At 66.8% G+C, this 25778-nt stretch carries 30 protein-coding genes and 1 riboswitch; of the genes, 11 read left to right on the top strand and 19 right to left on the bottom strand.

What is annotated here, in order from left to right; translation table 11 throughout:
• Positions 1 to 81: 81 nt before the first annotated feature.
• From IB229_RS20045 to nrdR, 13 genes are all read right to left on the bottom strand, one after another.
• Positions 82 to 879 (bottom strand): cobalamin-binding protein, encoded by a 798-nt coding sequence (locus tag IB229_RS20045; RefSeq protein WP_192331704.1) that lies wholly within the window; start codon positions 877 to 879, stop codon positions 82 to 84.
• Positions 879 to 1298, bottom strand: a complete 420-nt coding sequence (locus IB229_RS20040; RefSeq protein ID WP_192331703.1) for an MFS transporter — start codon at positions 1296 to 1298, stop codon at positions 879 to 881. The genes IB229_RS20045 and IB229_RS20040 overlap by 1 nt, the downstream gene beginning before the upstream one ends.
• Positions 1295 to 1906, bottom strand: coding sequence for a GTP cyclohydrolase II (ribA, locus tag IB229_RS20035; protein WP_192331702.1), 612 nt, complete (start codon positions 1904 to 1906; stop codon positions 1295 to 1297). Before ribA ends, IB229_RS20040 begins: the two co-directional genes overlap by 4 nt.
• 119 nt (positions 1907 to 2025) lie before the next feature.
• Positions 2026 to 2676, bottom strand: a complete 651-nt coding sequence (locus IB229_RS20030) for a TIGR02281 family clan AA aspartic protease (protein WP_192331701.1) — start codon at positions 2674 to 2676, stop codon at positions 2026 to 2028.
• A complete protein-coding gene (locus IB229_RS20025; RefSeq protein ID WP_192331700.1) occupies positions 2663 to 3424 on the bottom strand; it encodes a substrate-binding periplasmic protein in 762 nt (253 codons plus the stop codon). Before IB229_RS20025 ends, IB229_RS20030 begins: the two co-directional genes overlap by 14 nt.
• Before the next feature lie 11 nt (positions 3425 to 3435).
• Positions 3436 to 3933: a phosphatidylglycerophosphatase A gene (locus IB229_RS20020; protein ID WP_318652128.1), complete on the bottom strand. Its 498-nt coding sequence runs from the start codon at positions 3931 to 3933 to the stop codon at positions 3436 to 3438.
• Positions 3926 to 4891 (bottom strand): thiamine-phosphate kinase, encoded by a 966-nt coding sequence (gene thiL, locus IB229_RS20015; protein ID WP_192331699.1) that lies wholly within the window; start codon positions 4889 to 4891, stop codon positions 3926 to 3928. The genes IB229_RS20020 and thiL overlap by 8 nt, the downstream gene beginning before the upstream one ends.
• Positions 4892 to 4908: 17 nt before the next feature.
• The gene (gene nusB / locus IB229_RS20010) at positions 4909 to 5388 is read right to left on the bottom strand and encodes a transcription antitermination factor NusB (protein WP_225579297.1); all 480 of its coding nucleotides are present in this window, start codon (positions 5386 to 5388) and stop codon (positions 4909 to 4911) included.
• A 2-nt stretch (positions 5389 to 5390) separates the two neighbouring features.
• Complete coding sequence (ribE, locus tag IB229_RS20005) at positions 5391 to 5867, bottom strand: 6,7-dimethyl-8-ribityllumazine synthase (RefSeq protein WP_192331697.1); 477 nt, start codon at positions 5865 to 5867, stop codon at positions 5391 to 5393.
• A 217-nt stretch (positions 5868 to 6084) separates the two neighbouring features.
• Positions 6085 to 7164, bottom strand: a complete 1080-nt coding sequence (ribBA, locus tag IB229_RS20000; RefSeq protein WP_192331696.1) for a bifunctional 3,4-dihydroxy-2-butanone-4-phosphate synthase/GTP cyclohydrolase II — start codon at positions 7162 to 7164, stop codon at positions 6085 to 6087.
• A 22-nt stretch (positions 7165 to 7186) separates the two neighbouring features.
• The gene (locus IB229_RS19995) at positions 7187 to 7855 is read right to left on the bottom strand and encodes a riboflavin synthase (protein WP_192331695.1); all 669 of its coding nucleotides are present in this window, start codon (positions 7853 to 7855) and stop codon (positions 7187 to 7189) included.
• A 160-nt stretch (positions 7856 to 8015) separates the two neighbouring features.
• Positions 8016 to 8170, bottom strand: a riboswitch (FMN riboswitch).
• Positions 8171 to 8275: 105 nt separating this feature from the next.
• The gene (gene ribD / locus IB229_RS19990) at positions 8276 to 9409 is read right to left on the bottom strand and encodes a bifunctional diaminohydroxyphosphoribosylaminopyrimidine deaminase/5-amino-6-(5-phosphoribosylamino)uracil reductase RibD (RefSeq protein ID WP_192331694.1); all 1134 of its coding nucleotides are present in this window, start codon (positions 9407 to 9409) and stop codon (positions 8276 to 8278) included.
• The gene (gene nrdR, locus IB229_RS19985; RefSeq protein ID WP_192331693.1) at positions 9406 to 9870 is read right to left on the bottom strand and encodes a transcriptional regulator NrdR; all 465 of its coding nucleotides are present in this window, start codon (positions 9868 to 9870) and stop codon (positions 9406 to 9408) included. Before nrdR ends, ribD begins: the two co-directional genes overlap by 4 nt.
• Positions 9871 to 10036: 166 nt before the next feature.
• Here nrdR and IB229_RS19980 point away from each other — a divergent pair, with 166 nt between their 5' ends.
• The 4 genes from IB229_RS19980 (at position 10037) to IB229_RS19965 (ending at position 12613) form a co-directional block, all read left to right on the top strand.
• Positions 10037 to 10483 carry a YbaY family lipoprotein gene (locus IB229_RS19980; protein WP_192331692.1) on the top strand — a complete coding sequence of 149 codons (447 nt, stop codon included), beginning with the start codon at positions 10037 to 10039 and terminating at the stop codon, positions 10481 to 10483.
• Positions 10480 to 11136 carry a class I SAM-dependent methyltransferase gene (locus IB229_RS19975; RefSeq protein WP_192331691.1) on the top strand — a complete coding sequence of 219 codons (657 nt, stop codon included), beginning with the start codon at positions 10480 to 10482 and terminating at the stop codon, positions 11134 to 11136. Before IB229_RS19980 ends, IB229_RS19975 begins: the two co-directional genes overlap by 4 nt.
• Before the next feature lie 77 nt (positions 11137 to 11213).
• The gene (gene trxA / locus IB229_RS19970) at positions 11214 to 12086 is read left to right on the top strand and encodes a thioredoxin (RefSeq protein WP_192331690.1); all 873 of its coding nucleotides are present in this window, start codon (positions 11214 to 11216) and stop codon (positions 12084 to 12086) included.
• A gap of 89 nt (positions 12087 to 12175) precedes the next feature.
• Positions 12176 to 12613 (top strand): acyl-CoA thioesterase, encoded by a 438-nt coding sequence (locus tag IB229_RS19965; protein WP_192331689.1) that lies wholly within the window; start codon positions 12176 to 12178, stop codon positions 12611 to 12613.
• Here IB229_RS19965 and IB229_RS19960 read toward each other — a convergent pair.
• Positions 12610 to 12972, bottom strand: a complete 363-nt coding sequence (locus IB229_RS19960; protein ID WP_192331688.1) for a hypothetical protein — start codon at positions 12970 to 12972, stop codon at positions 12610 to 12612. The two genes, IB229_RS19965 and IB229_RS19960, sit on opposite strands and share 4 nt — an antisense overlap.
• 125 nt (positions 12973 to 13097) lie before the next feature.
• On the opposite strand from IB229_RS19960, the gene IB229_RS19955 reads away from it, so the two are divergent.
• From IB229_RS19955 to IB229_RS19935, 5 genes are all read left to right on the top strand, one after another.
• A complete protein-coding gene (locus tag IB229_RS19955) occupies positions 13098 to 13706 on the top strand; it encodes a DUF2796 domain-containing protein (protein ID WP_192331687.1) in 609 nt (202 codons plus the stop codon).
• A 98-nt stretch (positions 13707 to 13804) separates the two neighbouring features.
• Positions 13805 to 14512, top strand: coding sequence for an ABC transporter ATP-binding protein (locus tag IB229_RS19950; RefSeq protein ID WP_192331686.1), 708 nt, complete (start codon positions 13805 to 13807; stop codon positions 14510 to 14512).
• Between the two features lies 1 nt (position 14513).
• Positions 14514 to 15776, top strand: coding sequence for an ABC transporter permease (locus tag IB229_RS19945; RefSeq protein ID WP_192331685.1), 1263 nt, complete (start codon positions 14514 to 14516; stop codon positions 15774 to 15776).
• Positions 15777 to 15783: 7 nt separating this feature from the next.
• On the top strand, positions 15784 to 16311 hold the full coding sequence (locus IB229_RS19940; RefSeq protein ID WP_192331684.1) for a DUF3299 domain-containing protein: 528 nt from the start codon (positions 15784 to 15786) through the stop codon (positions 16309 to 16311).
• Positions 16312 to 16548: 237 nt separating this feature from the next.
• Positions 16549 to 17235: an OmpW/AlkL family protein gene (locus IB229_RS19935; RefSeq protein WP_192331683.1), complete on the top strand. Its 687-nt coding sequence runs from the start codon at positions 16549 to 16551 to the stop codon at positions 17233 to 17235.
• A gap of 160 nt (positions 17236 to 17395) precedes the next feature.
• On the opposite strand, the gene IB229_RS19930 is transcribed toward IB229_RS19935, so the two are convergent.
• From IB229_RS19930 to IB229_RS19910, 5 genes are all read right to left on the bottom strand, one after another.
• Complete coding sequence (locus tag IB229_RS19930) at positions 17396 to 18325, bottom strand: NAD-dependent epimerase/dehydratase family protein (protein WP_192331682.1); 930 nt, start codon at positions 18323 to 18325, stop codon at positions 17396 to 17398.
• A gap of 7 nt (positions 18326 to 18332) precedes the next feature.
• Positions 18333 to 19217 (bottom strand): sugar nucleotide-binding protein, encoded by an 885-nt coding sequence (locus IB229_RS19925; protein ID WP_192332022.1) that lies wholly within the window; start codon positions 19215 to 19217, stop codon positions 18333 to 18335.
• 175 nt (positions 19218 to 19392) lie between these two features.
• The gene (locus tag IB229_RS19920; protein ID WP_192331681.1) at positions 19393 to 20757 is read right to left on the bottom strand and encodes a DUF1329 domain-containing protein; all 1365 of its coding nucleotides are present in this window, start codon (positions 20755 to 20757) and stop codon (positions 19393 to 19395) included.
• A 14-nt stretch (positions 20758 to 20771) separates the two neighbouring features.
• Positions 20772 to 22577, bottom strand: coding sequence for a DUF1302 domain-containing protein (locus IB229_RS19915; protein ID WP_192331680.1), 1806 nt, complete (start codon positions 22575 to 22577; stop codon positions 20772 to 20774).
• Positions 22578 to 22706: 129 nt separating this feature from the next.
• The gene (locus IB229_RS19910) at positions 22707 to 23387 is read right to left on the bottom strand and encodes a TetR family transcriptional regulator (RefSeq protein ID WP_192331679.1); all 681 of its coding nucleotides are present in this window, start codon (positions 23385 to 23387) and stop codon (positions 22707 to 22709) included.
• 164 nt (positions 23388 to 23551) lie between these two features.
• Between IB229_RS19910 and IB229_RS19905 the strand changes: the two genes are divergently transcribed.
• Complete coding sequence (locus IB229_RS19905) at positions 23552 to 25141, top strand: FGGY-family carbohydrate kinase (RefSeq protein WP_318652127.1); 1590 nt, start codon at positions 23552 to 23554, stop codon at positions 25139 to 25141.
• Entirely contained in the window at positions 25138 to 25764 is a 627-nt protein-coding gene (locus tag IB229_RS19900; RefSeq protein WP_192331678.1) for a class II aldolase/adducin family protein, read from the top strand. Before IB229_RS19905 ends, IB229_RS19900 begins: the two co-directional genes overlap by 4 nt.
• Positions 25765 to 25778: the final 14 nt, after the last annotated feature.

The following is a 25778-nucleotide window of genomic DNA, read 5'->3' as shown; positions in this document are numbered from 1 at the left end:
TTCAGGGGCCTTTTCGTTGGCGATGCATAGAGCAGCACGGACTTATGCGCAGGCTGCGTACACAGGCGCTTGTCTCGTGCTCTAGCGTGCGTTGGCCAGCAACTGGCAAAGCTTCTCGGTGGCCACGAGCATCTGGAAGCTCGGCCGTTCCAGGCCCTTGTCCGGCACGCGCAGCAGTTGCTTGCGCCGCACCGCGGCGAGCTGCGGCCAGGCCTGCCAGTGATCGAGTTCGGCATCGCTGCCGCCGAGGATCACCGCCGGATCGCGCTGCAGCACGGCCTCGATGCCAACCTGTGGTGCCGGCAGCGTGAGGTCGGCAAAGACATTCTCGGCACCGCAGACACGCAGCGCATCGCTGATGATCTGCCGGCCACCGACGGTGTACAGCGGCTGATGCCAGACCTGGTAGAACACCGGCAAAGGCGGCGCGCGGCGGTAGTCTTCGCGCAGGTGCTGCAGGCCCTGGCGAAAACGCGTGGCCAGTTCGCGACCAGCCTGCGGACGACCGATACGCTCGCCGATGTCTTCGAACTGGCTGGCCAGTTGCTGCAGATCGTGCGGCTCACCGACATACAGTGCGATGCCGAAACCGGCCAGTTGCGCGCGCTGCTGCGTCGACACGCTGCCGGGCCACAGCAGGATCAGGTCGGGTTTGAGGCTGAGCAGGGTTTCCAGCTCCAGCTTGCCGTAGCTGCCCACCGACGGTAGATGCTGCAGCGCGGCGGGGCGCTCGCCGCCGTCGAGCACGCCGACCAGCAAATCGTCGGCGTCCAGTTCGAGCATGATTTCACTGAGCGATGGCGCCAGGCTGATCACCCGCTGCGCCGCCGAAAGCGGCAGGCAGGTGCACAGCAGCAGGGCGAGCAGCAGGCGCGGCATCAGCCGAGCTGGCGTGGGATGCGGTACAGGCACAGCAGCACCACGCTGCTCAGGGCGAGCAGGAACAGCGCCACCGCATTGAGCCCGGTGAACAGCGCCAGGGCGGCGATCCAGGCGGGCAGGCCGGCTGCGAGAAAGGCCAGGCGCCGACGCCGCGCCAGCTCGATCCAGGCCGCCGGCTCGTCGCTGCTATCGAGGGCTTTTTCGGTGGCGATCAGGCCCTGCTTGTAGGCGGAGAACAGCGGCAGGCTGATGAACATCGAGGCCATGCCGGCGATGAACAGCGGCATTTCCAGCACGCTCATCATCGGCTCGGTACCGCGAAAGACCAGACCCAACAGGAACACCGGGGCGACGCTGATGCCGAGCTGACGCCACCACTCGATGGCGAGTCGGCGACGCACCTCGGCGCGGGTCATTCGGCTTCTTCCTGATGCTGGGCACCGAGCATGTGGCCGAGCTTGCCGGCCTTGGTCGCCAGGTACTTGCTGTTGTGCGGGTTGAGGCCGAACTGCAGCGGCATGCGCTCGGCAACGCGAATGCCGAAGCCTTCGAGCGCCTTGACCTTGCGCGGGTTGTTGGTCATCAGGCGGATGGTGCGGATGCCCAGGTGATCGAGCATCGGCAGGCAGATCGAGTAGTCGCGCTGGTCGGCGGCGAAGCCCAGGCGCTCGTTGGCCTCGACGGTGTCGGCACCGCCATCCTGCAGCTCGTAGGCGCGGATCTTGTTCAGCAGGCCGATGCCGCGACCTTCCTGGCGCAGGTACAGGAGCACGCCCCGGCCCTCGGCGGAGATCGCCCGCAATGCGGCTTCAAGCTGGGCGCCGCAATCGCAGCGCTGGCTGAACAGGGCATCGCCGGTCAGGCATTCGGAGTGCAGGCGGCCCAGCACGGGTTCGCCGTCGCTGAAGTCGCCCAGGGTCAGGGCCACATGTTCCTTGCCGCTGTCCTGGTCGAGGAAACCGTGCATGGTGAACACACCGAAAGGCGTTGGCAGCTTGGAGGCGGCGACGAAGACAACGGACACCGGAGGGCTCCTGGGGGTAATCGGCAGAAAGGCCGGCATTGTACCAGCAGCACTTCGCGGCTGGTCAGCGTGAATTGTGGCGGATAAGCATCGACCGCTTCGATGGATGCTCGCGCCGCTCAGAGTTTCGATTCGAGTTGCAGCACGCCATTTTCCTCGCGCCAGCGCACGCGGCTGAGGAAGCTCATGCCCAGCAGCACTTCGGTCGGTGCGCTGCCTTCGAGGATCGCCGCTTCCACGCCGAGCACTTCCAGGCCGCCAACCTTGACGCTGTCGAGCTTGATCCGCCAGCCGTTGACGTTGCCGCCGGCGGTACTCGCCACCAGCGGCAGGCCGACGACGCGGTAATCGATGCCGATACGCCGCGCCTGGTCTTCGTTCATCGCCACCGAGGTGGCGCCGGTATCGACCAGGAACTGCACCGGATGGCCTTCGATGGAGCCGGCGATCCAGTAGTGATTGCCGACACCCCGGTTGATGCTGACCTGGCTCTTCTGCGGCGCGGACATGCCGTTCTGGTTGTACTCGCGCGACAGGCTGTAGCTGCGCTCGACGCCATCCACGCGCAGGCGCGCGCTCCTGCTGTCGGCCGCCAGCACCTGCACGCCGCCAGGACCGGTCTGGCCGACCTTGACCAGCTTGCGCTGGCCATCGACCAGCAGCACCGCGGCATTGGGGAACAGACCGACCACCTGTACCTGCGTCTCGGCATGCAGCACAGGGCTGACAACCAGGATCAGGCTGGCGCACAGCAACTTAAGGCGAGACATTCATACGCTCCCTGTACTCGGTGTAATCATCGAAGAGGTAGGGCTGGTTCCAGCGCTGGTAGAGCGCGCGCAGACTGCCATCCCGGCTGAGGGCTGCGAGGCGGCGATCGTACAGCGCCGCCAGGGCCCGGCCCGAGGCCGTATCGGCAAAGCCCGGGTACATCGGCAAGGCCGTCAGTGCGGTTATGCGATAGCGCGCCGGCTCGGTGCTGTGTGCCAGCACGTGTTGCACCTCGGGCAGGGCGTCGATGTAGTAGTCGGCGCGGTCACGGGCGAGCATCTCGAGCACACCGCTGCGCGTGCGCACCTCCTGATAGCGCTGCACGCCGGGCAGGTAGTGCTGGTAGCCGTAGCCCTGCATCCAGGCCAGGCGATAGGTGCCGATATCGGCCAGGCTCGGCACCGGCTTGTCCGCCAGGCCCAGCGCGGTGACCGGGTCCAGGGCATAGGTTTCACGCGGATAGAGGGTGTGCTCGAAGTCTTCGTCACCGTAGGAGCCAAGCCAGGCATCCCCCTCGCCACGCTGCACCAGGCCGACGGCGCGGGTATAGGTCTCGCTACGGTGCACCACCTTGACCCCGGCCGGCTCGAAGATCATGCGCATGATCTCCCAGGCCAGGCCGCTGCCATCGGCGTTGGTGTAGCCGGGCCACACCTCGCTGATGATGCGGATCTGCGCAGGCGAACGCTCGGCGGCCTGAACGGGCAGCAGGCAGAGGGTCAGCAGGCAGAAGATCCAGACGCGCATTACCGTTCTCGTCAAGGCCAGACGATGACGCTGAGCCAGACGATGCCCTGCATCGCCAGCCAGGCGAACACCCCGGCCAGCACGTCATCGAGCATGATGCCGACGCCGCCGTGCACGTGCCGGTCGATCCAGCGGATCGGCCAGGGCTTGAGGATGTCGAAGATGCGGAACACCACGAAGCCGACCAGCAGCCAGTACCACCCCTCGGGCACCAGCCACAGGGTGATCCACATACCGACCATCTCGTCCCAGACGATGCCTTCGTGGTCGTGCACGCCCATGTCCTCGGCGACCCGGCCACAGACCCAGAAGCCGAACAGCATGGTCAGGCCGAGCATCAGCCAGTAGCCCCAGTCCGGCAGCATCTGCCACAGCGGGATGAACGGGATCGCCACGATCGAGCCCCAGGTTCCCGGCGCCTTGGGCAACAGCCCGGAGCCGAAGCCGAAGGCCAGGAAGTGCCACGGATTGCTCCAGACCTTTGGCTGCACCTTTACCGATTCAGTCACCCGAACTCCCAAAATGTTGATAGCCCGCGCGAGGCGGGTCGATGACATGGCCTGCCGCATCCAGCAGGTGTACGCCCTGCCCGGCCAGGACCCGGCCGATGACCATGGTCTGCGGCCAGGCGGCCTGTACCGCAGGCAAGTGCGCAGCAGGCAGGGTAAACGCCAGCACGTAGTCGTCGCCACCGGCCAGCGCACAATCGTGTGCCGATGCACCGGCGATTTCGCGTAAAGCGCTGGACAACGGCAGGCGATCGCGCTCGATGTGCAGCGCCATGCCGGACGCCCTGGCGATATGCCCGCAATCGGCCAGCAGGCCGTCGGAGATATCCAGCGCCGCCGTGGCCTTGCCACGCAGAAGCTGGCCCAGCGCCAGTTGCGGTAATGGCGCCCAGTAGTGTTGCAGCAACGCCTGCGCCGCTGCGCCCGCTACCTGGCGCTGACCGAGCACCAGCGGCAAGGCCCCCGCCGCATCGCCGAGCACACCGCCAACGCACAGCAGGTCGCCCGTCTGCGCGCCAGCACGGGTCAGCGCCTGCCCCCGGGGCACGGCGCCGAACACGGTGACGGTCAGGCTCAACGGGCCGCGTGTGGTATCACCACCAACCAGGCTCAGCGCACAGCGCGCAGCCATCGTCGACAGCCCCTCGGCAAAGGCGCCGAGCCAGGCTTCGTCAGCTTGCGGCAGGGTAATGGCGAGGGTGAAGGCCAGGGGCGTGGCGCCCATGGCGGCAAGATCGCTGGCCGCTACCGCCAGCGCGCGCTGGCCGAGCAGAAACGGATCGCAATTTTTGGGGAAATGCACCCCGTCGACCAGGGTATCGGTGGACACCGCCAGCTGTTCGCCGGCGGCCACCTGCAGCAGGGCACAGTCGTCGCCGATCCCCAGCGCCACTCCTTCGGCCGCCTGCGCACAGGGCGCGGCGGCGAAGAAACGGCGAATCAGCTCGAACTCACCCATACCGCGAGCTCAGCCAATCAGCGCTTGTGCGCGCTGACTTCGGCGGCGCGCAGCGTCGGCGCCAGCTTGTCGAGCACACCGTTGACGAACTTGTGCCCGTCGGTAGCGCCAAACACCTTGGCCAGCTCGATGCCTTCGTTGATCACCACGCGGTACGGCACGTCGACACGCTGCGACAGTTCCCAGGTGGACAGCCGCAGGATGGCCAGTTCGACCGGGTCCAGCTCGTCCAGCGGGCGATCCAGGTGCGGGGTGATGGCCTCGTCGATCTCGGTCTTCTGACGGGCGACGCCGGTCAGAATTTCGTGGAAGTAGGCGCCGTCGACACCGCTGAAATCGTTGTCGACGCGGAACTGCGCTTCGATCTCGTTCAGCGACTGACCGGCCATGTGCCACTGATACAGGGCTTGCATGCCCAGGCTGCGGGCCACGCGACGGGTCGCGATCTTGCCCTTGGCCTTGGGTTGCGGAGCGTCCTGGCTGTCGTCGTGATTCAGACTCACTTGGCCTCCAGCTGCGCCAGCAGACTGACCATTTCCAGGGCGGAAAGCGCGGCTTCGGCGCCCTTGTTGCCGGCCTTGGTGCCGGAACGTTCGATGGCCTGTTCGATGGAATCGACGGTCAGCACGCCGAAGGAAACCGGCACGCCGTATTCCATGGACACCTGGGCCAGGCCTTTGGTGCACTCGCCTGCGACGTATTCAAAGTGCGGGGTACCGCCACGGATCACGGCGCCGAGGGCGATGATCGCTGCGTATTCGCCGCGCTGGGCGACTTTCTGGGTGACCAGCGGAATCTCGAAGGCACCCGGTGCGCGGATGATGACGATGTCGCTTTCGCTCACGCCATGGCGAACCAGGGCGTCGACGGCGCCACTGACCAGGCTTTCGACGACGAAGCTGTTGAAGCGGCCAACCACCAGGGCGTAGCGGCCTTTAGGGGCAATGAAGGTACCTTCGATGGTCTTCAGGGTCATGGCGAGTCTCAGTCTGTATAAAGAGCCGGGCCGCCGTGCGGCGTCCCGTTGATGAAAAATTAGCCCACGTGGGAGCTTGTGGTCCTGGTCAAAGGCTGCGAGCTAGAGCCGGGCAAGGCGGAAATGGCCGAGGGAGCGGAGTTTACATGGCGTAAATGAGCACCCGAGGCCATTTCCACGACGTCCGGCCGACGCGCAGCAGTCTTTGGGCAGGGCCCTACTCTGCGGGCAGGTATTCTACAACTTCCAGGTCAAAGCCGGATATCGCGTTGAACTTCATCGGCGAGCTCATCAGGCGCATCTTGCGCACGCCGAGGTCACGCAGAATCTGCGAACCGGCACCCACGGTGCTGTAGGTCGCCGGGCTTGGCGGTTGCTGGCGGTTGAGGTGGGCGAGCAACTCGGGGCCACTGAGCGGATTGCCCAGCAGCAGCACCACGCCACTGCCGGCCTTGGCCACTTCGCTCATCGCCGCACGCAGGCTCCAGCGGCCCGGCTGGTTGACCATGAACAGGTCGCGCAACGGCTCCATGTTGTGCACGCGCACCAGGGTCGCTTCCTCGGCGCAGATGTTGCCCAGAGTCAGCGCCATGTGCGCGGTTTCTTCCACCGAATCACGGTAGGTGACCAGGGTGAACTGGCCCAGCTCGCTATCCAGCGGCTGCTCGGCGATACGTTCGACGGTGCGCTCGTGGATCAGGCGGTAGTGGATCAGGTCGGCGATGGTGCCGATCTTGAGGCCGTGCTGCTGGGCGAAGGCTTCCAGCTCCGGGCGACGGGCCATGGTGCCGTCGTCGTTCATGATTTCGCAGATCACCCCGCTCGGCTCGAAACCGGCCATGCGCGCCAGGTCGCAGGCCGCCTCGGTGTGACCGGCACGCGCCAGCACGCCGCCGGGCTGGGCCATCAGCGGGAAGATATGGCCGGGGCTGACGATATCGTCGGCCACGGCATTGCGCGCCACGGCGGCCTGCACGGTACGCGCGCGGTCGGCGGCGGAAATGCCGGTGGTCACGCCTTCGGCAGCCTCGATGGAGACGGTGAACTTGGTGCCGAAGCCGGAGCCGTTGCGCGGCGCCATCAGCGGCAGCTTGAGCAGTTCGCAGCGCTCGCGGCTCATCGGCATGCAGATCAGGCCACGGGCGAAGCGCGCCATGAAATTGATGTGTTCGGCGGTGGTGCACTCGGAGGCGATGATGATGTCGCCTTCGTTCTCGCGGTCCTCGTCATCCATGAGGATGACCATCTTGCCGGCGCGGATGTCTTCGATCAGTTCTTCTGCGGTATTCAGGGCCATTAGGGCTATTTCCTTCAATTCATTAGCGAGACGGATTCAGGAAACCGTGCTCGGCCAGAAAGCTTTCGCTGATGCCGGAGGCGGCAGGCTCGGCCGCCTTGTCGCCGAGCAGCAGGCGCTCCAGGTAACGCGCCAGCAGGTCGACCTCGAGGTTGACCTGCCGCCCCGGGCGGTAGTCGGCCATGATGGTCTCGACCAGGGTGTGCGGCACGATGGTCAGCTCGAACTCGGCGCCGTTCACCGCGTTCACCGTGAGGCTGGTGCCGTCGACGGTGATCGAGCCTTTCAGCGCGATGTACTTGGCCAGCTCGCGTGGGGCGCGGATGCGGAACTGGATGGCGCGGGCGTTCTCCTCGCGGGAGACGATCTCGCCGACGCCGTCGACATGGCCGCTGACCAGATGGCCGCCAAGGCGGGTGGTCGGCGTCAGGGCCTTTTCCAGGTTGACCCGGCTGCCGGGCTTGAGGTCGATGAAGGCGCTGCGCGCCAGGGTCTCGCGACTGACATCGGCCCAGAAGCCATTGCCCGGCAGCTCAACGGCGGTCAGGCAGATGCCGTTCACCGCGATGCTGTCGCCGAGCTTCACGTCACCCAGGTCGAGCTTGCCGGTCTCGATGTACACACGCACGTCGCCGCCCTTGGGGCTCAAGGCACGCACACTGCCGATCGCTTCGATGATTCCGGTAAACATCAGGCCTCCTTCAGACGCTGCGTGCCAGGCACGCGGCGGCAGCCGTTGGCTGAAAGAAAAGCATAAGACATCACTACGCACTCCTGTTCGAAAGACAAACAGGGCGATGGGATCGATAGGGATTTTCACGGACGCAGACGCACGGCGCCCCGGAAGGGAATCCCGCTCTCTCTTTATCCGGACTTTAACCGTCGGCCCCGGAATCACACCGGGTCTGCTGACCTTGCCGCCCCATGCGGGGTAGGCAAGCGCTCGCGGGCTAGGCCTCTGGCCATTACCGCCGGTGGGGAATTACACCCCGCCCTGAGAACGTTGCAGCCAGCGAAGTGACTGCGGCTGGCTTTTTACCATATTTGCCACGGCGATGCATGGCGCCTGTTCGATCAAACCCATCGAAGCGGCGCGCGACCTGACGAGCCGTCAGGCCGGCTGGCGTGGCTTGGGTACCGCGGTGATGCGCCAGTCGTCACCGACCGCGCGCATGTCGACGATCTTCAGTTCCGGGGCCTCGGCCATCCGCGCCAGCGGCCAGTCGAGCAGCGGCCGCGCGCTGGAACCGAGGAACTTGGCAGCGACGAACAGCTGGTATTCATCCACCAGTCCGGCGCGGGCGAATGCCCCGGCCAGGCGCGGCCCAGCCTCGACCAGCACCTCGTTGGCGCCACGCGCCGCCAGCTCGACGAGCAGCTTGCGCAGGTCGACATGACCATTGCTGCCCGGCACGGCGAGCAGTTCGTGACCGTCTTCGAGAAAACGATCACGCGCCGCCGCCGCTGCGCAGGTGGCGACCAGGGCAGAGCCGGCCTGGAAGAACGGCGCGGACAACGGCACGCGCAGGCGCCCGTCGACCAGCACCCGCAACGGCGGCCGCGCCACAGCCAGGGCCGCCAGTTCGGCGCCCAGGCCGAGTTCGTCGGCACGTACGGTCAGCCGCGCCTGGTCGGCGAGCACAGTGTCGGCGCCGGTCAGCACCACGCTGGCGCGAGCGCGCAGGCGCTGCACCGCGGAGCGCGCCTCGGGGCCGGTGATCCACTGGCTTTCGCCACTGGCCATCGCCGTGCGCCCGTCCAGGCTCATGGCCAGCTTGACCCGCACGAACGGCAAGCCCTGCTCCATGCGTTTGATGAACCCGGCATTCAGCGCCCGCGCCTCGGCCTCCAGCACGCCGCTGGAAACGGCGATGCCAGCCTGCATCAGGCGCAGCAGGCCACGCCCGGAGACTTCAGGATTGGGGTCCTGCATGGCGGCGACCACACGCGTCACACCGGCGGCGACCAATGCATCGGCGCAGGGCGGCGTGCGGCCGTGGTGACTGCAGGGTTCCAGGGTCACGTAAGCCGTGGCGCCGCGGGCCTTGTCACCAGCCTGGCGCAGGGCGTGGACTTCGGCGTGCGGCTCGCCGGCACGGGCATGCCAACCTTCGCCGACGATCTTGCCATCACGCACGATCACGCAACCGACGCGCGGGTTGGGATGGGTGGAGTACAAGCCCTTGCGCGCCAGTTCGAGGGCGCGGGCCATGTAATGCTGGTCGGGCAGCGCCGCCGCACTCATGCTTTCGACGGCTCGCGGGAGATCCGCTCGATTTCCTCGCGAAACTCGTTGAGATCCTGGAAGCGCCGATACACCGAGGCAAAGCGGATATAGGCGACTTCATCGAGCTTCTGCAGCTCGGTCATCACCAGCTCGCCGAGCACCAGCGACTTCACCTCGCGCTCGCCGGTGGCGCGCAGTTTCTGCTTGATGTGGGCGATGGCCTCTTCCAAACGCTCGATGCTCACCGGGCGTTTCTCCAGGGCGCGCTGCATGCCGGCACGCAGCTTCTCCTCGTCGAAGGGCTGGCGGCTGCCGTCCTGCTTGATCAGGCGCGGCATCACCAGCTCGGCGGTTTCGAAGGTGGTGAAACGCTCACCGCAGGCCAGGCACTCGCGACGACGCCGCACCTGCTCGCCCTCGGCGACCAGACGCGAATCGATGACCTTGGTGTCGTTGGCGGCGCAGAAAGGACAATGCATGACGGAAAAGGCCCACGAAAAGGGGCTCCATGGTAGCGCATCCCTTTGCCATGACAACCCGCCGCACGCCCCTCACCGGCGCCGTGCGGCGACCGCCAGCGCGAGACAAGCCGGCGCCTTTGCGGTATACAAAGCGCCCGAACGCCTTGCCTCACGGGTTCACCTCATGTCGATACGCCCCCTGCTGTTCTGCTCCCTTCTGCTGCTCGGCGCCTGCGCCAGCGAAGCCCCGCAACCGCCGAACCCGGCCCCGACCACACCGCCCCAGCCGGCCGACCCGAAACCCGAGCAACCGGCCAATCCGTACCTGCACCAGCTCAGCGGCAGCCTGCACACGCCGCCGGCCGGCAGTGACGTGGAAATCGCCCTGCTGGTGATCGACGAACGCGACCGCCCGCAGCGCCTGCTCGCCAGCCTGCACCTGAAGGGCACCGGCCAGACGCTGCCGTTCGAGCTGCCGTTCAACCCCGAGGCCTTTCCCCAGGGTGCGCGGGTGGAGCTGCGCGCGCGCGTCAGCCTGTCCGGCCGGCTGATCCAGCACATCGGTGCGCAGCGCATCCAGCAGTCAGGCAATCAGACCCTCGGCAACCTGCAACTGGTCAGCGCGCCGTGACGCCACCGCACGCCCTGCAGCAGGCCCTGGGCCAGTTGCTCGGCGACGCGCGCCTGGTCGCCGAAACCCTGCCCGGCACCGACCTCAAGCTGTGGCTGATCGATGCGGCGAACATGGACCGCAGCTTCAGCCCGGAAGAAACCCGCCTGATCCTCGAAGAGCCGCCCTACTGGTGCTTCTGCTGGGCCAGCGGCCTGGTCCTGGCGCGCTGGCTGGCCGAGCAGCCGGAGTGGGTAGCCGGCAAGCGCGTACTGGATTTCGGCGCCGGTTCCGGTGTTGCCGCCATCGCCGCGGCCAAGGCCGGTGCCGCCGAAGTGGTGGCCTGCGACCTCGACCCGCTGGCCCTCGACGCCTGTCGCGCGAATGCCGACCTGAACGGGGTGACCCTGAGCTACTCGGCGGACTTCTTCGCCGAAGCCGACCGTTTCGACCTGATCATCGTCGCCGACGTGCTCTACGACCGCGCCAACCTGCCGCTGCTCGACCAGTTCCTCAGCCGTGGTCGCCAGGCACTGGTGGCCGACTCGCGGGTGCGCGACTTCCAGCACCCGCTGTACCAGCGCCTGAGCATCCTCGAAGCCTGCACCTGGCCGGACCTGGCCGAGCCGGCGGAGTTTCGCCACGTCAGCCTGTATCACGCCAGCCGTGACTGAACGATCCCTTGTATCCGGCGCCTGGCGCCCGCATTTATAGTCGAACGCATTTATCTGCCTTTCGCCCGAGACCTGCCATGAGCGACTCCCCATACATCTTCGACATTTCCGGCACCGCCAGCTTCGAACAGCTGGTGATCGAGAACTCCTTCCACAAGCCAGTGCTGGTGGACTTCTGGGCCGACTGGTGCGCGCCGTGCAAGGCGCTGATGCCGCTGCTGGCGAAGATCACCGAGGAGTATCGCGGCGAGCTGTTGCTGGCCAAGGTCAACTGCGACATCGAGCAGGACATCGTCGCCCGCTTCGGTATCCGCAGCCTGCCCACCGTGGTGCTGTTCAAGGACGGCCAGCCGGTCGACGGCTTCGCCGGCGCGCAACCGGAGTCGGCGATTCGCGAGATGCTCAAGCCGCACGTCGCCGAACCGGCGCCGGAAGCCGCCGACCCGCTGGAAACCGCCCAGGCGCTGTTCGCCGAGGGGCGCATCGCCGAGAGCGAGACCGTGCTCAAGCAGGTGCTCACCGAGAACAACGAGAACGCCGCTGCGCTGATTCTCTACGCCCGCTGCCTCGCCGAACGCGGTGAGCTGGGCGAAGCGGAAGCCGTGCTCGGCGCGGTCAAGGGCGACGAGCACAAGCAGGCCCTGGCCGGCGCCAAGGCGCAGTTGACCTTCCTCCGCCAGGCCGCCGACTTGCCCGACAGCGCCGACCTGAAGAGCCGCCTGGCGCAGCACCCGGACGACGATGAAGCGCTGTACCAGCTGGCCGTGCAGCAACTGGCACGCCAGCAGTACGAAGCGGCGCTGGACGGTCTGCTCAAGCTGTTCGTGCGCAACCGCAACTACGCCGAAGGGATCACCCACAAGACCCTGCTGCAGGTGTTCGACCTGCTCGGCAACGAGCATCCACTGGTGACCCTGTACCGCCGCAAGCTGTACCAGGCGATCTACTGATATCTGCAGCCACGCGGCCTGCGGTGCACACAGCGCACCCTACGCGTGGCGGCCGGCACCGGCCGCAACCGATTGAGGATGGACCCGGAATGGAGATGCCTTTCGAGCTGCTGATGCGCGTGCGTTATGGCGAATGCGATGCGCAGCAGGTGGTGTTCAATGCGCGCTATGGCGACTACGTCGACGTGGCCGCCACCGAGTTCTACCGCGCGCTGTTCGGCAGTTACCAGAGCCTGCTCGACCGCGGCCTGGACAGCCAGGTGGTGCGCATGACCATCGACTGGCGCTCGCCGGCACGCTTCGACGACGTGCTGGCGCTACGCGTACAGGTGGCGCGCCTGGGCACCACGTCCTACACCCTGCGCGTCGAGATCCTGCAGCAGGTAGACGGCCGCTTGGTGGCCGAGGCAGAAGTGACCTACGTGATGGTGCAGACCGCGGACTACAGCAAGACCGCCATTCCCGATGACCTGCGTGCGTTGTTCGAACGCGGCGCACCGGGCATTCGCATCAACCAGGCCGGCTAGCCGACCCAGCGGTACAGCGGCGCCTGCGCACCGTTCTCCAGCTGCACCTGCGGGCAATGCCGCAGCCGCACCAGCAGGCGCTTGCCGGCTGCATCGCCGCCAGCCAAGCCAGCCAGGGCGGCGAGCAGCTGCGGCCCCTCCATTTCCTTTTCCTGCTGCAGCAGCGCTTGCGCCGCCTGCCACAGCGCATCCTGCGCAGGATTCACCGCTGGCGCCGCCGGACTGCGTGGCGCGGGCGCGACCTCGGCTTCGGCCTGCGCCACGGGCAGGTGCGCGGCCAGCTGCGCCCAGTCCTGGGCATCCAGCTCCAGGGTCAGATCCACCGGCCAGGCGCCGATCGTGCCTTTGATTCGCAGCATGTTCCGTCCTCGTTACGCGAGCGGCCATGCTGCCACGGCACCGGCGTGACGCCAAACAGGGCTGGCTTTCCTGATCAAAAAAGCGTTATAACATAACCATCAAATTATCCACTGGAGCCCCATCCATGCGCCGTATCCTGCTCGCCCTGCCGTTCGCCCTGCTGCCACTGGCCGTTGCCCAGGCGCAATCCCACGATCATGACCATGCGCACGAGCATGCCCACGACCACGGCGAGGAACACGGCAGCCTCGGTGCCCACGAGCACGGCGTGGCGTCACTGAACGTAGCGCTGGACGGCCAGACCCTGGAAATCCAGCTGGAAAGCCCGGCGATGAACATTGTCGGCTTCGAACACGCCGCCAGCAGCGAATCGGACAAGGCCAGCGTCGCCGCCGCCCGTGCCCGCCTGGAAAAGCCCCTGCAACTGTTCGCCCTGCCCGCCGCCGCCGGCTGCAGCGTCACCGAGGTCGAGCTGCAAAGCCCGCTGTTCGGCAACGCCCATGCGCACGACGAGGACGACCACGCGGAGCATGCCGCGCATGACCACGAACACAGCGACATCGATGCCGCCTACCGCCTGACCTGCAGCAACCCGGACGCCCTCGAAACGCTGGACCTGACCACCCTGCTGCGCCAGTTCCCGGCCACCGAAAAGGTCGCCGTGCAACTGATTGGCCGCAGCGGCCAGCAAGGCGCCGAGCTGAGCAAGGCGCAACCGACCCTGACGTTCTGATCCCCACGGGCCGCTGCCTCGCGCAGCGGCCCACCACACGCTCCCGACCCGCGCGCAAACGCCTTATCCTGTCGACCTTCCCCGAATCCCGGTCCGCCATGCCCAACGCACTGATCGAACTCTCCGACCTCGGCTTCGCCTGGCCCAGCCAGGCCGAGCTGCTGGACATCCCCGCCTTTACCCTGCAACAGGGTGAAAGCCTGTTCCTCAAGGGCCCCAGCGGCAGCGGCAAGACCACCCTGCTCGGCCTGCTCGGCGGCGTGCAGAAACCCGGCCGCGGCCAGGTACGCCTGCTCGGTCAGGACTTGGCGACGCTGTCGGCCGGGGCGCGTGATCGCTTTCGGGTCGACCACACCGGCTACATTTTCCAGCAGTTCAACCTGCTGCCGTTTCTCTCGGTGCGCGAGAACGTCGAGCTGCCCTGTCGCTTCTCGAAAAGCCGCGCCCAACGCGCCAGCCAGCGCCATGGCAGTGTCGACCAGGCCGCCGCCGCGCTGCTCGCCCACCTCGGTCTGCCCGCCAGCCTGCTGGAGCGCCGTGCCGATTCGCTGTCGATCGGCCAACAGCAACGCGTGGCCGCCGCCCGCGCGCTGATCGGCCAGCCGGAACTGGTGATCGCCGACGAGCCGACCTCGGCCCTTGACCACGACGCTCGCGAGGCCTTCCTCCAGCTGCTGTTCGCCGAATGCCGCGAGGCCGGTGCCAGCCTGCTGTTCGTCAGCCACGACCAGAGCCTGGCGCCGCTGTTCGACCGCAGCCTGTCGCTGCTCGACCTGAACCGCGCCGCGCGCCCGCAGGAAGCCTGACATGCACCTGATCCGCATCGCCCTGGCGAGCCTCGCCAACCGCCGCTTCACTGCCCTGCTCACGGTATTCGCCATCGCCCTGTCGGTGTGCCTGCTGCTCGCCGTCGAACGCGTGCGTACCGAGGCGCGCGCCAGTTTCGCCAGCACCATCAGCGGCACCGACCTGATCGTCGGCGCGCGCTCCGGCTCGGTGAACCTGCTGCTGTACTCGGTGTTTCGCATCGGCAACGCCACCAACAACATCCGCTGGGACAGCTTCGAAACCCTGGCCAGGCATCGCCAGGTGAAATGGGCGATCCCGATTTCCCTCGGCGACTCGCACCGCGGCTACCGGGTGATGGGCACCAACGACAACTATTTCGCGCACTACCACTACGGCCGCGGGCAAGCCCTGCAACTGGCCCAGGGCAAGCCCTTCGCCGATCTGTTCGAGGTGGTGCTGGGTGCCGAAGTGGCTGAGGCGCTGAACTACAAACTCGGCGACAAGATCGTCCTCGCCCACGGCGTGGCCGCCGTCAGCCTGCAGCAGCACGACGACAAGCCCTTCGTGGTCAGCGGCATCCTCGCCCGCACAGGTACGCCGGTTGACCGCACCCTGCACATCTCCCTGGAAGGCATGGAAGCGCTGCACGTCGACTGGCAGAACGGCGTGCCGGCACGCGGCGCGGGCAAGGTCTCGGCCGAGCAGGCGCGCGAGCTGCACTTGCAACCCAAGGCGATCACCGCCGTGCTGCTGGGCCTGAAGAGCAAAATCGCCACCTTTGCCGTGCAGCGCGAGGTCAACGAATTCCGTGGCGAGCCGCTGCTCGCGGTGCTGCCCGGCGTCGCCCTGCAGGAGCTGTGGAGCCTGATGGGCACGGCAGAGAAAGCGCTGTTCGTGGTCTCGCTGTTCGTCGTGCTGACCGGCTTGATCGGCATGCTCACGGCGATCCTCACCAGCCTCAACGAACGCCGCCGCGAGATGGCCATCCTCCGTTCGGTCGGCGCGCGGCCCTGGCACGTCGCCAGCCTGCTGGTGCTGGAAGCCTTCGCCCTGGCCCTGGCCGGCGCGCTGCTGGGACTGGCCCTGCTGTACCTGGCCATCGCCATCAGCCAGGGTTACGTGCAGGCCAACTACGGCTTGTACCTGCCGCTGGCGTTGCCGAGCCGCTATGAGTGGACGCTGCTCGGCGCTATTCTGGGCGCCGCTTTGCTGATGGGCAGCGTGCCGGCCTGGCGCGCCTATCGGCAGTCCCTGGCCGATGGCCTGTCGATTCGCCTGTGAGGTAGTCATGCGTGGTCTGTTGTTCGCGGTGCTGGTGTCCGGCATCACTTCGTTGTCGACCGCGCCGCTGCTGGCCGCCGAGCCGCAGACGCTGACCTGGAGCGAGATGATCCCGGCGGACGCACCGCCGCAACCGCAACAGCAGGCGCCGGTGCACGACCTCTCGCAACTGGCCGATGCCCTTGCCGCAGAAGGCGGCCCGGCCGCGGCGCAGCAATCGCCGGCGGCGCCGGTGGTCAAGGCGCTGGACGGCAAGCAGGTCAAGCTGCCCGGCTACATCGTGCCGCTGGACGTGACCGAGGAAGGCCGCGTCACCGAGTTCCTCCTGGTGCCGTACTTCGGCGCCTGCATCCACGTGCCGCCACCGCCGTCGAACCAGATCGTCCACGTCACCAGCGAACTGGGCGTGCTGATGGATGCGCTGTACCAGCCGTTCTGGATCGAAGGACCGCTCAAGGTCGGCCAGGTCAGCAGCGAACTGGCCGAGGCCGGCTACCAGATGGACGCCGAGAAGATCTACCCGTACGAGATGTAAGCGCCTGTAGCGGGTGCCCCAGCGAGCCGCGCGGACTGGCGCTGGTGCGCAGGGCGCACCCTGCATGGGCCTGCGATGCCGACAGCGTGTAAACGCCACAAACCCTGCGGCCTGTGCCAGATTGCCGCACCCGCCATTAACCCCACCGGCTATTGAGCCAGGTCAAGAAGTGCCCCCATCAGGTCGGCTGACAATTACCTCAGCCAACAAAAAGTCCTAACCTGATTGGAGCACCTCATGCGCAAGTCCCTGCTGACCGCTTCCCTCCTCGCCCTGGCGATCGCTTCGCCCATGGCCCACGCCTTCGAAGCCGGCGACATCATCGTCCGTGCCGGTGCTGTCACCGTTGATCCGCACGAAGACAGCAGCGACATCTGGGTCGGCGCCCTCGCCACCGACGTCGCCGGCACCAAAGCCACGCTGGACAGCGACACCCAGCTGGGCCTGAACTTCGCCTACATGGTCACCAACCACGTCGGCATCGAACTGCTCGCCGCCACCCCGTTCAGCCATGACGTCGGCGTTGCCGGCATGCCGGGCGCCTTCGCCGGCCTCAACGGCAAACTGGGTGAGCTGAAGCACCTGCCGCCGACCCTGAGCGTCGTTTACTACCCGCTGGACGCCAAGTCCGCCTTCCAGCCCTATGTCGGCGCCGGCATCAACTACACCTGGTTCTTCGACACCAAGCTCAGCAGCGCGGCTGAAGACAAGGGCTTCAGCGGCCTGGACATGAAGGACTCCTGGGGCCTCGCCGCCCAGGTGGGCATGGACTACATGCTGACCGACAACATCATGGTCAACGCCCAGGTTCGCTACATCGACATCGATACCGAAGGCACCACCAACTTCGGCGGTGACAAGGTCAAGGTCGACGTCGACGTCGATCCGTTCGTGTACATGGTCGGCCTGGGCTACAAGTTCTAAGCCGAACACCGCTGGACGCCCCTCACCCTCTCCTCCCTCCCGAGGGTGACAGGCGAACAAAAAAGCCCCGCATTGCGGGGCTTTTTCTTGGCCGATCACTTCACCTCAGGTGCGCCACTCGCAGCAAACACTTCAAGCCAGCAGCGGCCGACGCCAGACCTCAGCGGCCGAGCAAACCGGCCAGGCCGACTTCCAGCGGCGTCGCGGCCGCCAGCGTGAAGCGCTCGCGCAGCAGGCGGTTGTCCGCACGCGAATGGCGGATGTCACCGGCCCGCGCCACGCCGTGGCTGATCGCCGGCAGGCTGCCGAGTACCGCCTGCACCGCGGCGAGCAACTGGTTGAGGCTGATCGCCTGGTTGTGGCCGACGTTCACTGCGCCCGGTTGCACCTGCGCCTGGTTCAGCGCCTGCAGCAGCAGCGGCACCAGATCGGCAATATAGAAAAAGTCGCGGGTCTGCTCGCCATCGCCGAACACGCCGATCGGCGTGCCGGACAGGGCGCGCTCGGCGAAGATGCTGATCACCCCGGAGTACGGCGAAGACGGATCCTGGCGCGGCCCGTAGATATTGAAGAAGCGGAAGATCGCCGGCTCCAGGCCATGCGCGCGGCGGTAGAAATCCAGGTACTGCTCGCTGGCCAGCTTGTCCACCGCGTAGGGCGTCAGCGGCGCCTTTGGCGTGTCCTCGCTGACCGCCACGCCCTCGCCGTTGTTGCCGTACACCGCGGCGCTGGAGGCATACACCACCCGACGCACGCCCGCCTCGCGCATCGCCTCGCAGACGTTGAGGGTGCCGATGAAATTGCTCTGATGGGTGCTCACCGGATCGTCCACCGAGGCCTGTACCGAGGCCACTGCCGCCAGGTGCACCACGGCCCGACAACCGGCCACGGCGCGGCGCACCAGCGCGGCGTCGGCGACATCGCCCTCGACCAGCTCCAGGCGCGCATCGGCCAGCGCCAGGTTGCTGCGCCGACCGGTGGAAAGGTTGTCCAGCACCCGCACGCGATGACCGGCAGCGAGCAGCGCATCGGCCAGGTGCGAACCGATGAAGCCGGCGCCGCCGGTGATCAGGATCGGGGAATCAGACATGGCGCCCTCAGCTATGGCGGTAGAAACGGTCGAGAAGGCTCGGCAGGCCGGAGCGCCAGGCGCGTGGCTTGATGCCGAAGGTGTGCAGGATCTTCTTGCAGGCCAGCACCGCGTGCTGCGGCTCGTCGGCGGCGTCCGGGCGGGCGGCATGGGCCTGCGCGTGCAGCTCGAGCACCTGCAGTTTGTGCAGCTGGCGCGCCTCGCTGATGATCGCCTGGCCCAGCGACAGCGGCGTGGTCGCCTCGTGGCCGCCGTAATGGTAGGTGCCCCACAGCGGGATCTGGCAATCGAGCTGCTGCAGCACGGCGATGATTACCCGCGCGGCATCGTCGACCAGGGTCGGATTGCCGCGGCGGTCGTCGGCCATGGATAGCTCCTGCTCCAGCTCGGCCCGGCGCAGGAAGCGCCCGAGCAGGCCGTCGGGGCTGTCGTCGAGCAGCCAACCGAAGCGCAGCAGCACATGCCGTGGGCAGGTCGCGCGCACGCTCTGCTCGATACGGCGCAGGGCCTGGCCGCGCAGGCCGAGCGGCACCGGCTCGTCCTTCTCGCTGTAGGCGGTGGCGCGCGAACCATCGAACACGCGGTAGCTGGAAGGCTGCAACAGCACGATGTTGTGGTGCTGGCAGAGTTCGGCCAGGCGCTCGAGCGCGCGCTCCTGCTGGGCGAAGCGCGTCTCGTCGACGCTCTCCGCCTGGAACCAGTCGAAGTAATAGGCGAGGTTGATCAACGCCTCGGGGCGGGTGTCATCGAGCAGTTGGGTGAGGCTGGCCACATCCCAGCCACCTTCGGGCGGGCGGGGGGCGAGAAAGCCGATGTCGTGTTCGGCTCCCTGGCGGATCAGCGCCTGCCCCAGGGCATTGCCACCGCCCAGCAGCATCAGGCGCATGCGCATGGTGGTACGGGTCACTCCAGTCGCGAAAGAACAGGCTGGCTGGCAGCCGGACTGGCGGTATTTTGCGGGTTTTGCCCGGGTCCGTCACCCCGCAATCGCATTTGCCCCGCCGCCGCGCCCGCCGCCGCGCCCGCCGCCGCGCCCGCTGCGGGCGGCGACGGCGTCAGCCACGGCCTTACTGGGTGCCCTTGCGGCGCAGGCTGGCAGGCTTCCAGTAGCTGTCCGGCGGCGGCGTGAGCTGGAACTGGCGCGGCGCCTTTTCCTTGTTGCGCAGACCGATCACCGTGTAGCTGTGGGCGATCAGGTCATGGAAGACGATGTTCACCGGGGTGATCACCGGCACGTCGTAGGCGTTCTTGGTGAAGGCCAGGTTGACGTGCCACAGCTCGCCGCGGGTGTCGTAGTTTTCCACGATCAGGGCGTACCAGCTGTCCTCATCCAGATAGAAGCGGCGCTTGCCGTGCACATGGCGCTGACCCTCGCGCAACGTGGCCTCGACCACCCACACGCGGTGCATTTCCCAGCGCGTCAGGTCGCTGTTGAGGTGGCCTGGCTTGACCAGTTCGCCAACTTCGCGGCCCTGCTTTTCCATGGCGTAGTTGTGGTACGGCACCAGCAGCGTCTGCTTGCCGACCAGTTTCCAGTCGTAACGGTCGGTGGCGCCGTTGTACATATCGGTGTCGTCGGCGTAGATGCCGTCGATCGGTGTGTCGTAGGCCAGGGTCGGCGCGCGGCGCACGCGGCGCTGGCCGGGGTTGTAGATCCACGCCGAACGCGGCGCGGCGACCTGGTCGATGGTTTCGTGGACCAGCAGCGCACGGCCATTGTCACGCGACGGCGGCAGCAGCTCGCTGGCGAAGTAGTAGAGGATATTGTCGAGGCTGCCGGCATCCTTCTTCGGGTTGTAGTAGTTGGACAGCAGCTGGATACGCTCGCGCAGCAGCGAGTAACCGCCGCTGGCGGTGACCTGCGCGGTGACCGCCACCTCGTCGATGTAGCGGCCTTGCCAGCGCGCGATGTGGTTCCAGATCGCCTGGCGGCCATCGGCCGGGATCGGAAACGGAATGCCCGCGTAGGCATTCACCAGGCCGTAGCCGGCACCGTCGAGATCGGCCTTCTGCGCGTTGGTGAAGGTGTTCTGGTAGATGTCCTGCGGCGCGGCGAAGCTGCGGTGGCTCGGGTAGACCGGCACCTTGAAGGTCTGCGGGTAGGCCTTGAGCAGCGCCTTGACGCCCTCGCTGAGGTTGCCGGCATCGGCCTGCAGGTTTTGTGCATCGATCACCCGCAGCGGCTTCTCGTCGGCGAACGGGTCAACGTGGAAGCTGCCGGGCCCGGCATAACCGGCAGGCGCCTGGGTCAGGCCGCCCGTCCACTCCGGCACGCCCTTGGCGGCATCGCCCTGGCGCTCGGCGCCGAACGGCGTGAGGTTGCCATTGAGCTGGGCCGCCTGCTCGGCACTGACCTTGGCTTCGGCCGCCAGAGGCAGCAGCAGGCCGAGGGAAAGCAGAACGGAACGGACACGCAATGCATTTCTGGTCATGAAGGTTCCTGCCGTCAGAAGGAGTAGGAGACGTTGAGCGCAACGTGGTCGCGGTCGATCAGCGCGTTGTCCTTGCGCGCGCCCCAGAACGAGGTGTAGCCGAGCTTGCCGGTCAGCGTCTGGCCGTACTTGGCGCCCAGCTCGAGGGTCGCCGACTTGCGCCCTTGGACGAAGTTTTCATTGAGCGCCGGCGACGTGCCGGACACGTCCTGGCGGAAGGTGATCGCCGGCATCAGGTCGACATTCGGCTGCACGTCCTGGATCAGCCCGGAGAAGTTCACCGTGTAGCCCCAGGCGAAGGAGTCCAGGTAGGCGTAGTTGGCCGAGTCGAGCAGGCTGCCCGGCACATGATTGAACGCCACCTCGGCGAGCATCAGTAGGTCGTCGAGGCCGCCGACCGGGCCGAAGGTGTGGATGGTCGAGACCGAACCGGTGTACAGCTCGTGGCGTTTGTACAGGTCGATGCGGCGGCGCGTGTCGTTGGCCGAGCCGTCGCCGAACTCACCCAGGTCGATACTGCCGCCACTGGCCCCGCCGGCGCCCAGGGCACCTTCGGCCATCTGTTCCAGCTCATAGGTCATCGACGGTTCCAGCGGCGCGTTGGGCCGGTAGGCCAGCTCGCCGGCCACGCTGGTGTCGCCGATGGTGCCGGAGACGCTGAAGCCGAACAGGCGGATGTCTTCCGGGTAGACGAAGTCGTAGTAGGTGGAGTCGAGCAGGGCCAGACCATCGACCAGCGGCACCGATCCTGGATCGACCGCTTGGGCCAACCCGCAGAGGGTGGCGAACCGGCCACCGCCACCGCTGCTGCAGGCAAAGGACTGGCCTTTCTGGATGCGCAGGAACGGCACCTTGCTGTGGTAGTTCATGTAATAGAGGCTGAATTCGGTGTTGTTCCACTCCTCCACCATGTAGCGCATGGCGACGCCGAACTGGCCGTCGTCACGGGCATCGTGCTCGCGGCCGTAGCGCGCACCGGCAACCACGCCGTCGACGCCATTGAGCCCCGGCACGAACTCAGCCAGGCCGCCCAACTCGTCGCGCAGGTCGACCAGCACACCGTTGCTGCCCTTGCCGAAATAGTCTTGGTTATTCAGGAAGGCACCGGTCGGAATCAGGTCGTGCCCCTTCCACTCCAAACCGTAGAAGGCCTCAATGTTCAAACTGTCAGTCAGGCCGAACTGGCCGGAGATCATGTTGGTCGGCAGCAACGCATCCTTGAGGCTGGCGTTGGGCAGCACCACGCGGCCGATGTCGACCGGGTTTATCACGTTGATGCCGTCGGCGTAGAAAATGCCCTCGCCCCAGTTGATCACCTGGCGCCCGAGCCGCAGGCTGACGGGCCGCTCGGCGATGTAGCGGTTGGTGTACAGGTAGGCGTCGAGTAGGCGCGCACGACTGCCGGCGCGGTTTTTCAGGTCGGCTGGATAATGCTCGTCGCTGTCGGTGTTGTGCGTGTCGAAGCCGTCGCCGCTGGGGTCGTGGTCCATCAGCTGGGTGTCGTACCAAGCCGTGCCGCGGATGAACAGGCCGTCCTGTTCAGTGCGCACATGCAACTCGGAGGTCAGCTTGAATTCGTTCGACACGAACCCGTTGTCGTAATACTCGCTGCCATCGTTGTTGTTGATGAACACGTTCTGCCCGCCTTGCTCGATGCGCTCCGGCGAACTCGTGCGGTACACCGAAGTGAACTCCGCCACGCTTTCCAGCGAGGTCGTGAGGTTCGGCCCGGTGTCGATCTGAAAGGCCTGGACCTGCTGCACCGAGCAGAGCCACATCCCTATTGCCAGCGCTATCTTGCTTTTCTCGTTATACGACATGCTGCTGTCCCCTAGCGGTGATGACGCGAAACTAGCCGACTTGTGAAACCCTCCATGGGGCCCAACCGGCCAAAAAACGGCGCCGGAAAGGCCCTTGATAAACCGTTGTCATCCGCAGCGAGCCGCGCTTTACGCGCGCCCGTCACCCGCCGCGGCGAAGGCCGCCAGGCTGTTGCTGTAGATGAAGTGCAAGGTGCGTTTGAGCTGTTGCAGGCGGCGCTGACGCTCCGGTTCGTCCAGGGTCAGGGCCAGCTTGGTGATCGAGCTGCCGGCCTCGCACAGCACCAGCGCCAGGCCTTCGACCTGCTCGGCATCGGTGTGCGGATGAGCACTGCGAATCGCGGTGGCGATCATCGCGGCGGTGGCCAGGGTGTCGGCGCTGTTCAGCGCGCGCAGTTCCGGTGCGGCGGTGACGCAACCCCAGACCTCGACGAAGCCCGGATGGCTGATCTGGATCTCCACCATCAGGTCGATCAGGCGCTCGATCATCAGCCCGGCATCGGCGTCGTTGCCTGGGCTGACGATGTGCTGCAGGTCGGCCTGCAAACGATCCCGCACGCTGGTGGTGTAGCGCTGCCAGACTTCCTGGACGATCGCCAGCTTGGTCGGGAAATACAGGTACAGGGACGCAATCGGCAGCGCCGCCTCGCGGGCGATTTCGCGCATCGACACGGCCTCGTAGCCGCGTGCGGCGATCAGTTCCAGGGCGACCTTGAGGATCGCCTCGAAGCGCACCTGGCTGCGTTCCTGCTTCGGTTCGCGGCGGGTGCGGGCTTTCGCCGGGGTGCTTGACAAAGTTTTGGTGGCCACAGCATTCTCGAAAACATGAGCAATGCTTATGTTTTAGCGCGACTCTGAAAAAATGGAAAGGGGCCGATGCAAAAGAGCCAGAACCACACCACCACTGCAGGGCGCGCCGCACGCACCACGGGCGCTTGGCGCCTCCACGGTGCGCACACCGGGGATACGCCGCAGTGAGCCGCGACGACCGCCTGGTGCTCGCCGTCGACCTCGGCAGCTCCGGCTGCAAGACCGCCCTGGTCGGCCTGGATGGCCAGGTTCGCGCCTTCGCCTTCCGCGCCGTGACCAACCACGTGCTGCCCGGTGCCGGCGTCGAGCAGTGCCCGGAAGACTGGTGGCGTGCCTTCGAGGAGAGCGCCAGCGAAGTGCTGCTCGGCGATGCTGAGGCACGCGCGAACATCGTCGCCGTGGCCTGCTCCTGCCAGGGTGAGGCGACCCTGCCGGTGGACCGCGACGGCAATCCGCTGGCCCGCGCCATGCTGTACATGGACATGCGCGGCCAGGCCGCAGTGCGTCGTCAGGTCGGTGGCACCCTGCCGCGCGTGGCCGGCTACGACCCGCTCAAGCTGTGGCGCTGGCTGCACCTGACCGGCGGCGCGCCGGCGCTGTCCGGCAAGGACCCGTTCGGCCACATCGCCTTCATCCGCGACGAGCTGCCCGAGCTGTACGCACGCACCGCCAAATTCCTCAACGTCCTCGACTTCATCAACCTGCGCCTGACCGGCCGCCTCGCCGCCACCGTAGATTCGGCGCTGACCACCTGGGTCACCGACAACCGCGACCCAGCCAACATCCGCTACGACGAAGGCCTGTTGCGCCTAGCCGGGCTGAGCCGCGAGCAGCTGCCGGAACTGGTGCGCTGCAGCGATATTCTCGGCACGCTGCGCCCGCAGGTGGCGGAAAAACTCGGCCTGCCCGCCGGCATTCCGGTGGTCGCCGGCGCGGTGGACAACAGCGCCGCTGCACTCGGCTCCGGCGCCGTCGCGGACAACGCCCTGCACCTGTACGTCGGCACCTCGTCATGGATCGGCGCCCACGTGGCGAAGAAGAAAACCGACGTGTTCCGGCAGATCGCCGCTGTGCCCTGCGCCCTGACCGACCGCTACCTGATGATGGCCATGCAGTCCGCTGCAGGCGCCAACCTGAGCTTCCTGCGTGACCGCATCCTGTTCGCCAAGGACGCCCTGCTGCAGGACGAGGCGCGTCCGGACGTGTACCGCATCCTCGACGAGATCGCCGCCGGCGTACCAGCCGGCGCCCGCGGCCTGCTCTACCTGCCCTGGCTGATGGGCGAGCGCAGCCCGGTGGACGACGGCAATCTGCGCGCTGGCCTGCTCAACCTGAGCCTGGAGCACGCCCGCGAAGACATGGTGCGCGCCTTCCTCGAAGGCGTGGCGCTGAACACACGCTGGATGATGGAGGCGGTCGAGGGCTTCATCGGCCAGCCGGCCGAGGCCATCACCCTGGTAGGTGGGGGCGGGCGTTCGGATGTCTGGAGCCAGATCTTCGCCGACACGTTGGGCGTCACCGTGCACCAGCCGCAGCAGCCGATCCAGGCCAATGCGCGAGGCGCGGCCTTCATCGCCGGGGTCGGCATCGGCGCCATGACCTTCAGCGACATTGCCGAGCGCGTGGCGATCCGCCGCTCGTTCGAGCCGGGCCGCGCCAACAGCGAGCGCTACGCCGCCAGCTACGCCACCTTCCGCGCCGCGCACAAGGCGCTGGCGCCGTTCTACGCCACGCTGCACGGAGCCAGGTCATGACCTTCGAACAGGCCTGCGAGGCCGTAGTGCGCACTGCGGTGAAGCTCGCCGATCAGGGCTACCTGGCTGGCGTTGGCGGCAACCTGGCGCTGCGCATCGACGCCGAACGCTTTGCCGTCACGCCGTCGGCCAGCGACTATTACGCCATGGCGCCCGGCGACATCTGCGTGCTGCGCCTGGATGACCTCAAGCAACTCGCCGGCACCGGCAAGCCTTCGGTGGAAAGTGGCCTGCACGCGCGCATGCTCCGGTCGCGCCCGGACTGCTGGGCCAGCGTGCACACCCATCAACCGGTGGCCAGCGCCTTCACCCTGCTCGACCGCGCGCTGCCGATCAGCGACGCCGACGCGCGCCAGGTGATCGGCGGGGACGTACCGGTGTGTGGCTACGCGCCCTCCGGTACCGGCTGGCTGGCGAGTAACGTCAGCCGCCAGGTGCGCTTCGACCTCAACGCCTACCTGATGCGCAACCACGGCGCCGTGTGCGTCGGCCGCACCCTCGACGACGCCTGCCGCGTGGTGCAACTACTTGAACGCGAGGCGGTGCGCTGGTTCCAGCGGGCTCTCGCCGAGCAACCTGACAACCCGGCTTTCCAGCATGCCCTGTCCGCGCTCAACGCCTAGCCCGAACGATTAGA

This window comes from Pseudomonas sp. PDM14 (genome assembly GCF_014851905.1).
In the GTDB taxonomy this organism is placed as follows: Bacteria; Pseudomonadota; Gammaproteobacteria; order Pseudomonadales; family Pseudomonadaceae; genus Aquipseudomonas.
Note: the sequence above shows the minus strand (reverse complement) of the source record. Positions and strands in the feature narration are given on the sequence as shown.